The organism is Chitinophaga sp. 30R24, assembly GCF_049056765.1.
Classification (GTDB): domain Bacteria; phylum Bacteroidota; class Bacteroidia; order Chitinophagales; family Chitinophagaceae; genus Chitinophaga.
On sequence record NZ_JBJGXX010000001.1, the window covers coordinates 1,397,524 to 1,410,156 of the forward strand.

Sequence of the window (12,633 nt, forward strand, 5' to 3'; positions counted from 1 at the left end):
TTGCTAATAAAAATATAGAAAAGAGGTGTACCATCAGATACACCTCTTTTTTGTGATATTTGATTTATATGATAAACTAGTTTATATTTGTGCTCATAATCCATTATGTATGTATAAATTCAACCTCTATCTATATCTGCTGATAGGTTTCCCTTTATGTACTGTAGCGCAAAGTAAGATCAATGGTAAGGTGACAGATAACAAAAAACATCCCTTGCCAGGCGTAAATATCTCAGTTAAAGGTGCTTACGATGGTGCCACTACTGCTGCAGATGGTACTTTTTCCTTTACTACTACAGTGGCGGGTGAGCAACTGATCGTTGCCACGCTCACCGGATACCAGCCGATAGAATTGAAAGTAAACACCGACACCGACCAGCAGCTCAATATCGTATTGAAAGATGCGATAAATGCATTACGGGTAGTGACTATTTCGGCCGGCAGCTTTGAAGCGAGTGATGATAAAAAAGGGACTGTATTGAAGCCGCTGGATATCGTTACCACTGCGGGCGCGGGGGCAGACATTGTAAATGCTATCAAAACTTTGCCTGGCGCCCAACAAACCAACGACCGCGAAGGACTTTTTGTAAGGGGAGGCACTGGCTATGAAACCCAAACATTAATAGATGGGATGATGGTAAGGAATCCTTTTTACAGTAGTTTGCCAGACATACCGGGACGTGGCCGCTTTTCTCCTTTCTTGTTTAAAGGTACTACTTTCAGCAGTGGCGGCTATTCAGCCCAATATGGACAGGCTTTGTCTTCGGCCCTGATCCTGGAATCCATCGACCTGCCGGAACGTTCGTCCTCTACAGTGGGGGTATCAGTAATAGGCGTGAACGCAGGCCTGGATAACCTGTCTAAAGATAAAAAAACCTCTTATGGTATAGAAGCAGACTATACGAATCTTTCACCTTACTTTAAGGTGATAAAGCCTAAAGAGACGCCTAACATGGGCCCGGAGATGATTGGTACCTCAGTTAACTTCCGTCATAAAACATCGGCTACAGGTATACTGAAATTTTATGGCTATGGTAATTGGACCAAAATGGGCTTTAATTCCAATAGCCTGGAGTATCCGGGCTATACGGAGTTGTTTCAGTTGCGAAACAATAACGCCTATACGAACCTCACCTATAAAGAGAACATTGGCCATGATTGGCACTTGTATTTAGGCGCTTCTTTTAGTACCAATACAGATAATATAACCGCAGATACCTTGCTGAAACAGCCAGCGCCAACCTTGATTAAAGTGCGGTCGGATCTGAGCCAGTCGAAGTTAATGGTATATAAAAACCTGGGCCGTTTTTCTGTATTGCGCCTAGGAGCAGAGTACCAATATGCGGTAGAGCAATCTGCACAGTACCTACACCAGGCTAACTACGTAGATAATTATACGGCGGCATTCGCAGAAGGTGATATTTACTTTACGCCCAGCTTTGTAGGAAGGGTGGGTGGCCGTATGGAATATACTTCAGTATTGGGTAAAATGAATTTTGCGCCCAGGGTGTCGCTGGCCTATAAAGTGGACAACGTAAGCCAGTTTTCTGTGGCCTGGGGAGACTATTACCAAAAACCGGAGCCACAATATATCCGCTTCGACCCCTACCTGGGATATATGAAGGCTACGCATTATATCGTGAGCTATCAACGGGTGGCAAGCGATTATACTTTCCGTACCGAGTTGTTTTACAAGAAATATACTGACCTGGTTAAAACAGTGCCTGCTTACGGCAATAACGGTAGCGGCTATGCACAGGGAATAGAACTGTTCTGGCGCGACCGCAAAACCTTCCGGAACATAGACTATTGGGTTTCTTATTCTTATCTGGATACTAAACGTGATTATCTGAACTATCCGTTTAAGGTGCAACCGGATTTTGCGGCCAATCATACTGCCAGTTTAGTTTACAAACATTATTTGCCAAAGCTTAGCACTAATCTGGGGCTTACTTATTCTTTCGCTACCGGCCGGCCTTATTATAATCCTAATTTACCGCAAGACAAATTCATGTCTGAGAGAACGATGACGTATAACTCGGTTGGTTTGAGTGCCAGTTACTTGACTAATATCCGTAAAGCATTTACCATCTTAGTATTGTCTGTAAGCAATACATTGGGCAACAAACAGGTGTTTGGCTATCATTATTCCAGTGATGGATTGCGCCGTGATGAAATCACCCCCAATGTACCCCGGTTTATTTATCTGGGTATGATCATGAACTTTGGTATCGATAGAAGACAAGATGTGATTAATAATCTTTAATGACTATAAATATGAAACAATTTTTTTTAGCTATTTGCCTGATAGCCAGTTGTACTACCACTTTGATGGCACAGCGTGCTCAATACGTGGAAGCTATGACAAAACAAACTGCTGATTTAGATAGCAGTGAAACTTTTACGCCTGAGCTGTTGCAACAGAAAGGTAATACCTTTGAACGGATTGCCGACGCAGAGAAAAATCAGTGGCTGCCTTATTATTATGCCGCATATACGCAAGTGATGCAGGCATTGATACTGAAAGATAAAGCACAGATAGATCCGCTGGCAGACAAAGCCGAAGCTAACCTGGATAAGGCAGAGGCATTGAGTCCAAAAAACACAGAGATATCTTGTATTCGCTCCCTGATAGCTACTGCCCGGTTAACGGTAGACCCTATGAGCAGGGGCGTTAAATATGGTATGGAAGCGGCTTCACAATTGCAGCAGGCCAAAGCCTATGATCCGGGAAATCCGCGTGTATACTTGCTGGAAGGACAGTCGCAGCTTTTTACGCCAGAACAGTTTGGGGGTAGTAAAACTAAGGCTAAAGTTACGCTGACACTGGCATTGGAGAAGTTTGCCTCTTTTAAGCCTGCTAGTAGTATTGCTCCGCATTGGGGAGAACCTTATGCCCGCCAGCTATTGCAAGCTGCCCAGCAATAATTTTGAGGATTTTATTATTCAGATATTTAGTTATTTTGGCATATTAATGAAGTGTCCAAGTAACTAAATATCTATATCATTAAATTTGACCTGCCTCATGGACTTTAAAGATCTGGACCCGGTATTACATTCACAATTGCGGTTGGCTATTATGTCGATATTGATGGGTATTGGAGAAGCTGAATTTACTTTATTGAAAGAAAAGACAAATGCCACTGCGGGCAACCTCAGTGTACAGATTAATAAATTACGTGATGCAGAATATATCACAGTAATAAAACAGTTTAAGGATCATTATCCGCAAACTGTTTGCAAGTTAACTGCTACTGGTAAAAAGGCCTTCGAAAATTACGTGGCTGCTATACAATCTTATCTGGGTACAGTAAAGAAATAAACTACTGGTTATTAGCAGCTATTCCGATGCGAGTTCTGTTTTCTTCAATGGGTTCTCTGTATTTTCTGCGTAGCGTTCCCGTTGTTCCAGGATGTCGAGGCAAGTAAAAATGGCTTGTCTGAAAGACTCCGGATCGGCGATATTTTTACCGGCGATATCGAAGGCGGTGCCATGGTCGGGCGAAGTACGTACAATGTTCAAGCCGGCAGTGTAGTTGATACCGTTTCCTGTAGCCAGCGATTTGAAAGGGATCAGGCCCTGATCGTGGTACATAGCCAGTACGCCATCGAACTGTTTAAACATTTCGCGGGCAAAAAAGGCATCGGCGCTATAGGGGCCAAAGCAGAGTGTTCCATTGTTTTTGGCGTGTTTAATCGCAGGGATGATCTGCTCTATTTCTTCCCGGCCAATGAGGCCATCGTCTCCAGCATGCGGGTTGAGGCCCAATATGGCAATGCGGGGTTTATCTATACCGAAATCCTTTATCAGGCTGTCTTTCATGAGTTGCAGCTTTCCCAGGATATTTTCTTTGGTAACATGTTTACTTACTTCGGCAATAGGAACATGTTCGGTGAGCAGCCCCACTCTCATGTTATCTGCCGTCATAAACATCAGCACATCTTTGGCATTGAAGGCATCCCGCAGGTAAGGGGTATGGCCGGTATAGTTAAAGTTGGCGCTTTGTATATTGTTTTTGTGAATAGGAGCGGTTACCAATCCGTCAATATATCCTTCCTGGATGCATTTGATCGCTACTTCCAGTGCGCGGGCAGCGTATTTGCCGCCGGTTTCATTGAGGACACCCGGAGTGATCTGCACTTCTTCCTCCCAGCAGTTGTACACATTTACCTGTTTGTGGTTCAAACGGGTAAAATCTTTGATACTCTGGTAATTGAAATTGTTTTCATTCATCAGCTTGCGGTAGAAGTTGATGGTTTTATTGGATGCAAAGATCACCGGTGTGCAAAATTCCATCATGCGTGCGTCCATAAACGTTTTGATGATGATTTCAGCACCAATGCTGTTGATGTCGCCGATGGTAATGCCTATTACCGGTTTGTTGATGTGGATGTTACTCATGCTTATTTGCCTCAATGAGAGGCAAATATATAGCATTTAGTGCGGTTCACGTAACATGGTTTCAGGTTCTTTGCTCATCCGGGGCTCCTTTGCGATAACCGGGCTAAATGCTTTATCTTTGTGCATCAATGTATACACTAAAAAAATCACTCGGCCAGCATTTCCTGACAGATGAGAACATCTCCAGGAAGATTGTGGAGTCGTTACCTGTAACCGAAGGCCAGCAGGTGCTGGAAGTGGGTCCCGGAGCGGGCGCCATTACGAAATACCTGTTGCAGTTGCCAGGCATTCATTTTAAAGCGATAGAGCTGGACACAGAGAAGGTGCAATACCTGGAAAAGACCTACCCTGATATCCGGGGTAAGTTGCTCAACGAGAGCATCCTCGATGCCGTTATTCCTTATGAAGGCTCCTTTCACCTGATTGGTAATTTTCCTTATAATATCTCTACCCAGATCATGTTTAAAGTGCTGGAATGGCGCTCGCAGGTGGAGGTAGTGGTGGGCATGTTCCAGAAAGAAGTAGCGCAGCGCATTGCCGCTTCGCATGGCAATAAGGAATATGGTATCCTGAGTGTATTGTTACAGGCATTTTATAAGATTGAATATTTGTTTGAGGTACATGAAAACTGCTTCAATCCGCCACCTAAGGTAAAATCTGCCGTAATCCGCCTTACCAGGCTGGAGCAACCGGCAGATATCGCTTCTGAACGCAAGTTTTTTGTACTGGTAAAAACTGCTTTCGGACAGCGGCGTAAGCAATTACGCAACCCACTTAAAACGATGTTTGAGAAGGAACTGCTGGCACAGGACCCTATCTTTTCAAAAAGAGCTGAAGAATTGACTGTGGCTGATTTTGCAGCCTTATCCCATAAGATGATATGAGTAGGAAAGTATTAATTACCGCTAAAACGCATCCTTATTTAATTGAAAAGCTGGAAGATAAAGGCTATGAAGTTATCTACAGACCGGCTATTACTTACGATGAAGTATATCATGAAGTAAAGGATTGTGTAGGGCTGATCGTGACTACCCGCATCTGGGTAGATAAGCAGATTATAGACCAGGCCACTTCTCTGGAATGGATTGGCCGGTTAGGTTCAGGTATGGAGCTGATAGATGTGGCTTATGCTGAGGAGCAGGGTATTCACTGTGTAAGCAGCCCGGAAGGTAACCGGGATGCAGTAGGAGAACAGGCGGTAGGGATGTTGCTTTGCCTGTTGAATAATGTATTGAAAAGTAACCTCGAATTGAGGGAAGGTATCTGGGAGCGCGATGGTAACCGGGCCTGGGAATTAAACGGCAAAACGGTTGCCATTATCGGTTATGGTAATACCGGTAGCACTTTTGCCCATAAATTACAGGGATTTGATGTTAACATCCTGGCTTACGATAAATATAAAAAAGGATTTGGTACCGCTGCTGTAAAAGAGGCTACTATGGAAGAGATTTTCAGGGAAGCCGATGTGGTAAGCTTACATTTACCCTTAACAGAAGAAACTAAGTACCTGGGTAACGCTGCTTTTTTTGCTTCTTTTGCCCGTCCGGTATGGTTTATGAATATGGCCAGGGGGAAACTGGTGAATAACCGCGATCTGATAGCGGCGTTGGAAAATGGCGTATTGGCAGGAGCCTGTTTGGATGTATTGGAAAACGAAAAGCTGGGTACTTATAATGAAGAAGAGAAAGCGCAGTTAGCCTGGTTGTTGAAAGCTACTAATGTAGTAGTAACACCCCATATTGCGGGGTATTCTCATGAAGCGAGCATTAAAATGGCCCGTATTGTATTAGAGAAACTGAACATGCTGTAAACCATTTGGAAAGGATGCTTTCCATGTATTAATAGATTGATTATCAATTGATTTAATGCATGGAAGAGGATCTTTTTTCTTTATATTAATTTCATTATATTTGCAATAACACCAGTAAACAACGCTTCTGTGCAAATGGAGGCGTTGATTTTTTTTTCTTATAACCAAAAAAACACAGCAGGTTATGTCTGGCATAAACTACGTTACAAAAGAAACCCTTGATCAAATGATGAACGAACTGACCTACCTTAAAACAAAAGGAAGGGCAGAGATTGCACGTGCTATTTCAGAAGCCAGGGAAAAGGGTGACTTGAAGGAAAATGCCGAATATGATGCCGCCAAGGAAGCGCAAGGTTTACACGAGGCAAAAATTGCTATACTGGAAAATGCCATTGCTACTTCCCGCATTGTAAGCGCTAGCGCTATTGATACTTCAAAAGTTTCTATCCTTTGTAAGGTAACTATTACCAATATAGCTAATAAGAAGACCGTTACCTATCAGATTGTTTCAGAAACAGAAGCAGACTTGAAAGCGGGTAAGATATCTATTACCTCTCCAATTGGCAAGGGATTATTAGGTAAACAGGTAGGGGAGATTGCAGAAGTGCAGGCGCCCAACGGACAGATTAAATTTAAAATAGACGATATAAGTGCCTAGTAGTGGTACTTTTTCAGGATATAAAAGGGTTGTATTACGATGCAACCCTTTTTTTATTGTTAGAATTTGTATTAATGTTGAGGTATCAAAATATCCAAACACAATGACCATCTTCACAAAAATTATCAATGGAGAAATTCCAGGTTACAAAATTGCGGAGAACGAGCATTTCTGTGCATTTCTGGATGCTTTCCCACTGGTAAAGGGCCATACGCTAGTGGTGCCTAAAACGGAAACAGACAAATTTTTTGATGTGTCTGACGAGTTGTTAAAGGAGTGGCTGGTATTTGCCAAGCCTATTGCCCATGCTATTGAGCAGGTGATGCCTTGTAATCGTGTAGGCGTTAGTGTGGTAGGTTTGGAAGTGCCGCATGCGCATATGCATTTGATCCCAATCCATTCAGCAGATGACATGAATTTTTCCCGCAGTAAGCTCAAGCTGTCTGTTGAAGAGTTTAAGGAGATCCAGGCGAAGATCCAGGCGGCGCTGTAGCGGCGCCTATTTGTTGGAAGGGATATTGAACCGGAATCCTACGCCGTGAACAGTTTCCAGTTTAATTTGCGGATCTGATTTGAAATGTTTTCGTAGTTTGGTAATAAACACATCCATGCTACGGCCCAGGAAGTAGTCGTCTTTTCCCCATACATTAGAAAGTATATCTTCTCTTTTCAGTGTTTTGTTGGGATTGTTGCAGAAATATTTTAACAGGTCCGCTTCTTTTTGTGTAACAGAAATGGAGATTTCTCCATTGGCAGTGTAGAGGCGCAGGTCTTCATAGTCGAAAGTAAGCTGGCCAATGGTATAAAGGTTCGATTGGTCTTTGCTGCGGCTCATGGTCCGTTTCAGAAAAACTTCTATACGCAGGATAAGTTCCTGCATGCTGAAGGGCTTGCTGATATAATCATCTGCACCGGTTTGCAGGCCGGCTATTCTGTCTTCTTTTTCATTTTTAGAAGTGAGGAATAATATAGGAACGTGGTCATTACGTTCACGGATAAGTTGCGCCAGTTCGAGGCCGTCTTTTTTGGGCATTACTACATCCAGTAAGCAAATATCAAATGAGCGTAACTGGAACTGTTCCCAGGCTGCCTGCCCGTCTATGCTATGCACAACATCGTAGCCTGCTTCTTCCAATCGTTTCTTCGTAACTGCACCAATATTTTGATCATCTTCCACCAATAGGATTCTTGCTTTCATATCTGCCTGATGCTGATTAATATAAAAAAGCTTGTTATACAACCCTTGTACAACAAATGATGGTCACTTTTCATAGTTAAGCCGTTATATACGGTATATGGCCGTTGCTAGCTATAAATGGGTTGTTGAATTTCAACCAAAGTAACTACAATTTACGGATTTATGAAATAACCTTTTATCCACTGTTATTTATCTGGCAATCCTTTCGGGGTGCTGTTGCAGGAATTGTTCCCAGCCTTTTGTTTTACCGGTAGCAGCCAGTGGGCTGCTTGCCTGATAAAAGTGACAAACGGCAACGGCAAGAGCATCTGTAGCATCAAGGTAATCAGGGCGTTCTGCGATGTTCAAAATACGTTGCAACATCAGCCATACCTGCTCTTTATCGGCATTTCCATTACCCGTTACCGATTGTTTTACTTTTTTGGGAGAATATTCGGTGACTTCCAATCCTCCCTGCATGGCGGCGGCGATGGCTACTCCCTGCGCCCGCCCAAGTTTGAGCATACTTTGTACGTTCTTGCCAAAGAAGGGTGCTTCGATTGCAAAACTATTTGGTTTATATTGCTCAATCAATTCCTGTACCTTGTGGTGAATGAGTTGTAGCCTTTCGTAGTGGTCTTTGTACTTCGATAGTTTGAGTACGTCCATGTCAATAAGACTGGCTTTCTTTCCTTCAATTAATATAAGCCCATAACCCATTATCAGGGTACCGGGGTCAATGCCGAGAATTATTTTTGACTTGTTTGCCAACCACAGTTTATTTTTGCTAAAATTTTACTATCTGAACAAAAGTACCAAAATAATTCTCAATTACTTACTAGGCGCAGGGCTTTTTACCTGGCTGGCCTGGTCTATTTATTCACAACTCATTCACCGAGAAAACCTGCAGCAATCGATCCGGCACATGTCTGTTACCCTGCAGCAGCGGGGATGGATAGGCATTTTTCTGGTACTGATATTCATGTTGTTAAACTGGGGGCTGGAAGCACGGAAGTGGCAGAAATTGGTGAAGCCCCTGGAAGATGTTTCCTTTCTGAAAGCTTTCAGCGCTGTTCTTTCCGGCGTATCCTTATCTATCAATACGCCAAATCGTGTAGGCGAGTACGGTGGACGTATTCTTTACCTCAAAAATGATAACAAGCTGAAAGCCATTGCGGCTACTATTGTAGGCAGTTACAGCCAGCTGATCGTCACTATTATCTTTGGGTTAATTGGGTTGCTTTACTATATCAATAACTTCGCACTGGTAAAGGAAAGCGCCTTCCTGAACCCCTCTTTATGGCAGAAAATAATCTTGATAATGCTGGTGGTTATTTGTGTGCTGACGATATTGTTATATTTTCGGTTACAAATTATTCTGTCTGTATTTGAAAAGGTGCCGTTCCTTCGAAAAGCGAAGGTGTTTGTGCAGATTATTGTGAACTATACCCCTGCCGAATTACGTTATCTGTTGCTGCTTTCAGCCATCCGGTACATCGTCTTCTCGGCACAGTATTTGATTTTGTTGGACGCGCTGGGTGTGGATTTCCTATGGTGGCAGGCTTTTCTGCTAAATAGCGTAATTTACCTGGTGATGGCCGGAGTGCCTACCATTGCTATCGCAGAGCTGGGGGTACGAGGCAAGGTCAGTATATTTTTTCTCGGGTTGCTTAGCTCCAATACCATTGCCATCATAGCTGCCACCATAGGAATATGGCTGATTAACCTGGTACTGCCAGCCGTTTTGGGCAGTGTGTTGTTGTTAGGAGTGAAAATTTTTAAGGAAAAATAGCTTCCAGCAATGAAGTATTTACTACTGATAATTTTGTGTCTTGCCTGTATTCAACCCGTTGAAGCGCAAAGCGATTTTTGTTCCATCCGCAATTCCAGTTTTAATGCCGGCGAAAGTATTACCCTGAAAGTATTTTATAACCTGGGTAAAGTATATGTAGGCGCAGGGGAAGCCACCTTCACTGTAGCCCTCGAACACTTTGTTAACCGGGAGGTATACCATGTGGTAGGGGACGGTAAAACCTATCGCGCCTACGACTGGATCTTTAAAGTGCGCGACCGGTACGAAAGCTATATAGATACCACCACCCTGCAACCCCTGAAATTTATCCGTAATGTAAACGAAGGCGGATACAAGATATTCAATAACGTTGTTTTTAACCAGGCCAACCACCAGGCTATCAGCACTAATGGTACCTTTCCTGTGCCTCCCTGTGTACAAGATGTAATCAGCGCAATCTATTATTCACGCAATATAGATTTTAGCAAATATCATGAAGGCGACAAGATCCCCTTTGCCATGTTCCTGGATGACCAGGTGTATAATATCTATATCCGGTACATGGGTAAGGAAGAAGTGAATACCAAGTTCGGTAAGTTCAGGGCCATTAAATTCAAACCGCTGCTGATCAAAGGGACGATGTTCGAAGGCGGGGAAAAGATGACGGTATGGGTAAGCGACGACGGCAATAAAGTGCCACTGCGTATCGAAAGCCCCATTTCTGTTGGAAATATTGTAGTAGACATGACCAATTACAGTAATCTCCGTTACCCTTTCTCTTCCCTGCTGAATAAGAAGTAAGCAAAATATCCATTCCTAGTTTTAACAATTCATTGATGGCCGATCGCCTAAATTTTAACGACCTTTCGTGCCATAGAAAAACTTATATTTGTTATAATCAATCTTTTATGATTATGGAAGAACGTAAACCCAAAATATTACTGGCTGAAGATGATACCAATCTGGGTATGGTACTGAAAAACTACCTAGAGCTGAACGATTATGATGTGGAATTATGCCGCGACGGCATCCTGGCCCTGGCAGCCTTCCGGCGCGAGAAATTCGATATCTGTTTGCTGGATATCATGATGCCCAATATGGATGGATTTAAACTCGCAGAAGAAATCAGGGACGTAGATCCCGATATTCCGCTTTTCTTCCTCTCCGCCAAAACCATGAAGGAAGATATCATTCAAGGTTATAAACTCGGCGCGGATGATTATATCTCTAAGCCATTCGATAGTGAACTGCTCCTCCTCAAAATCAAAGCAATCCTGAAACGTAACCAGGAGCTGAACAACAAGGAAGAAGAAATTCACGAATTCGTTATCGGTTCTTATACTTTCAATTCCCGGTTGCGCACGCTCGCTCATAACGGTGAAACCCATACGCTTTCCCCTAAAGAAAATGAGTTGCTGCATATGCTGTGCGAGCATAAGAATGATCTCCTGCCAAGGGAACTGGCGCTTAAGAAAATCTGGGGCAGTGATACTTACTTCAACGGTCGTAGTATGGACGTATACATTGCCAAATTACGCAAGTACCTGAAAGACGATGCTAATATCGAAATTGTGAACATACATGGCAACGGATTCAGACTGGTGGTAAAAGACTAGTTTGCCAATCGCTTCAACGGCCAGCTGTCGCCATCAGGTACCCGAATAAAAGGAGGGTGTATCGTACTTTGATACACCCTCCTTTTTATATGCTTTGAGGCCAGCTACCCGTTAATAGCTAAAACAACAGGTTGCTGCCGCCCCTGAATGCTGTTTTCCCCAGATGTATATATGCTTTTTCTGTAACTTCCCGGCCGCGGGGCGTACGTTTAATAAAGCCTTCCTGTATCAGGAAAGGTTCATATACTTCTTCCAGTGTACCGGGTTCTTCTCCTACTGCTGTAGCAATGGTAGTAATGCCCACTGGCCCTCCTTTGAAGTTTTCGATGATCACATGCAGGATACGGTTATCCATTTCGTCCAGGCCATACTCATCTACGTTAAGGGCTTTCAGGCTCAACTGGGCTATTTCCATGTCTATAATCCCATTGCCGACTACTTGCGCAAAATCGCGTACCCGGCGTAATAATCCATTCGCAATACGAGGGGTACCCCTGGAGCGCCTTGCAATTTCGAAGGCAGCATCAGACGTAATCTTTGTATTTAGCAATCCTGCCGCCCGCCAGAGGATCTTTTGCAATGTGGCTGCACTGTAGTATTCCAGCCTGGATTTAATACCAAAGCGGGATAACAACGGCGCCGTTAGTAAACCAGATCTGGTGGTAGCCCCAATCAACGTAAAAGGTTGCAGGTTGATCTGTATGGAGCGTGCACTGGGACCCGTATCTATCATAATATCGATGCGATAATCTTCCATGGCAGAATAAAGATATTCTTCCACCACAGTACTTAAGCGGTGTATTTCATCGATGAATAATACGTCTTTATCTTCCAGGTTGGTAAGTAATCCGGCCAGATCCCCCGGCTTTTCTATTACAGGTCCCGACGTTTCTCGGATATTTACGCCGAGCTCGTTGGCTACAATGCGCGACAAGGTGGTTTTACCCAAACCCGGAGGACCATGGAACAGTACGTGGTCGAGCGCTTCGCCACGCATTTTTGCTGCCTTGATAAATATTTTCAGGTTCTCGATAATCTGGTCCTGACCAGAGAAATCCATAATTTCCCGGGGACGTATACTGTTCTCAAACTCTTTATCTGCGGCGCTGAGCTTATTATCGTCTGGTCTTAAAGGCTGATTAGACATATATAGTATGTGCCCAAAAGTACGCAAATAT

Annotated in this window: 14 protein-coding genes; 10 read left to right on the forward strand and 4 right to left on the reverse strand. The window is 43.4% G+C overall.

What is annotated here, in order from left to right:
- The first annotated feature begins 109 nt into the window (after window positions 1–109).
- The 3 genes from ACDQ55_RS05905 (at window position 110) to ACDQ55_RS05915 (ending at window position 3,322) form a co-directional block, all read left to right on the forward strand.
- Complete coding sequence (locus ACDQ55_RS05905; protein WP_420980292.1) at window positions 110–2,266, forward strand: TonB-dependent receptor; 2,157 nt, start codon at window positions 110–112, stop codon at window positions 2,264–2,266.
- Between the two features lie 11 nt (window positions 2,267–2,277).
- Window positions 2,278–2,928, forward strand: a complete 651-nt coding sequence (locus ACDQ55_RS05910; RefSeq protein WP_420980293.1) for a hypothetical protein — start codon at window positions 2,278–2,280, stop codon at window positions 2,926–2,928.
- 97 nt (window positions 2,929–3,025) lie between these two features.
- Entirely contained in the window at window positions 3,026–3,322 is a 297-nt protein-coding gene (locus ACDQ55_RS05915) for a winged helix-turn-helix domain-containing protein (RefSeq protein WP_420980295.1), read from the forward strand.
- A gap of 18 nt (window positions 3,323–3,340) precedes the next feature.
- On the opposite strand, the gene pdxA is transcribed toward ACDQ55_RS05915, so the two are convergent.
- On the reverse strand, window positions 3,341–4,402 hold the full coding sequence (gene pdxA, locus ACDQ55_RS05920; RefSeq protein ID WP_420980297.1) for a 4-hydroxythreonine-4-phosphate dehydrogenase PdxA: 1,062 nt from the start codon (window positions 4,400–4,402) through the stop codon (window positions 3,341–3,343).
- 128 nt (window positions 4,403–4,530) lie between these two features.
- Here pdxA and rsmA point away from each other — a divergent pair, with 128 nt between their 5' ends.
- The 4 genes from rsmA to ACDQ55_RS05940 all read left to right on the forward strand — a co-directional run bounded on the left by rsmA (window position 4,531) and on the right by ACDQ55_RS05940 (window position 7,363).
- Entirely contained in the window at window positions 4,531–5,286 is a 756-nt protein-coding gene (rsmA, locus tag ACDQ55_RS05925; RefSeq protein ID WP_420980298.1) for a 16S rRNA (adenine(1518)-N(6)/adenine(1519)-N(6))-dimethyltransferase RsmA, read from the forward strand.
- A complete protein-coding gene (locus tag ACDQ55_RS05930; RefSeq protein WP_420980299.1) occupies window positions 5,283–6,212 on the forward strand; it encodes an NAD(P)-dependent oxidoreductase in 930 nt (309 codons plus the stop codon). Before rsmA ends, ACDQ55_RS05930 begins: the two co-directional genes overlap by 4 nt.
- A 184-nt stretch (window positions 6,213–6,396) precedes the next feature.
- Entirely contained in the window at window positions 6,397–6,870 is a 474-nt protein-coding gene (gene greA / locus ACDQ55_RS05935; RefSeq protein ID WP_420980300.1) for a transcription elongation factor GreA, read from the forward strand.
- Between the two features lie 103 nt (window positions 6,871–6,973).
- Entirely contained in the window at window positions 6,974–7,363 is a 390-nt protein-coding gene (locus tag ACDQ55_RS05940) for an HIT family protein (RefSeq protein WP_420980301.1), read from the forward strand.
- A 6-nt stretch (window positions 7,364–7,369) separates the two neighbouring features.
- Here ACDQ55_RS05940 and ACDQ55_RS05945 read toward each other — a convergent pair whose 3' ends face one another.
- Together ACDQ55_RS05945 and ruvC are read right to left on the reverse strand one after the other, a co-directional pair.
- Window positions 7,370–8,068, reverse strand: a complete 699-nt coding sequence (locus ACDQ55_RS05945; protein WP_420980302.1) for a response regulator transcription factor — start codon at window positions 8,066–8,068, stop codon at window positions 7,370–7,372.
- Window positions 8,069–8,257: 189 nt separating this feature from the next.
- A complete protein-coding gene (gene ruvC, locus ACDQ55_RS05950; RefSeq protein WP_420980303.1) occupies window positions 8,258–8,818 on the reverse strand; it encodes a crossover junction endodeoxyribonuclease RuvC in 561 nt (186 codons plus the stop codon).
- A gap of 13 nt (window positions 8,819–8,831) precedes the next feature.
- Between ruvC and ACDQ55_RS05955 the strand changes: the two genes are divergently transcribed.
- The 3 genes from ACDQ55_RS05955 (at window position 8,832) to ACDQ55_RS05965 (ending at window position 11,455) form a co-directional block, all read left to right on the forward strand.
- The gene (locus ACDQ55_RS05955) at window positions 8,832–9,839 is read left to right on the forward strand and encodes a lysylphosphatidylglycerol synthase domain-containing protein (protein WP_420980304.1); all 1,008 of its coding nucleotides are present in this window, start codon (window positions 8,832–8,834) and stop codon (window positions 9,837–9,839) included.
- A 9-nt stretch (window positions 9,840–9,848) separates the two neighbouring features.
- Window positions 9,849–10,640, forward strand: a complete 792-nt coding sequence (locus ACDQ55_RS05960) for a DUF3108 domain-containing protein (RefSeq protein WP_420980306.1) — start codon at window positions 9,849–9,851, stop codon at window positions 10,638–10,640.
- A 113-nt stretch (window positions 10,641–10,753) separates the two neighbouring features.
- On the forward strand, window positions 10,754–11,455 hold the full coding sequence (locus tag ACDQ55_RS05965) for a response regulator transcription factor (protein WP_420980307.1): 702 nt from the start codon (window positions 10,754–10,756) through the stop codon (window positions 11,453–11,455).
- A 118-nt stretch (window positions 11,456–11,573) separates the two neighbouring features.
- Here the strand turns inward: ACDQ55_RS05965 and ruvB are convergent, their stop codons facing one another.
- Window positions 11,574–12,602 (reverse strand): Holliday junction branch migration DNA helicase RuvB, encoded by a 1,029-nt coding sequence (gene ruvB / locus ACDQ55_RS05970; RefSeq protein WP_420980309.1) that lies wholly within the window; start codon window positions 12,600–12,602, stop codon window positions 11,574–11,576.
- Window positions 12,603–12,633: the final 31 nt, after the last annotated feature.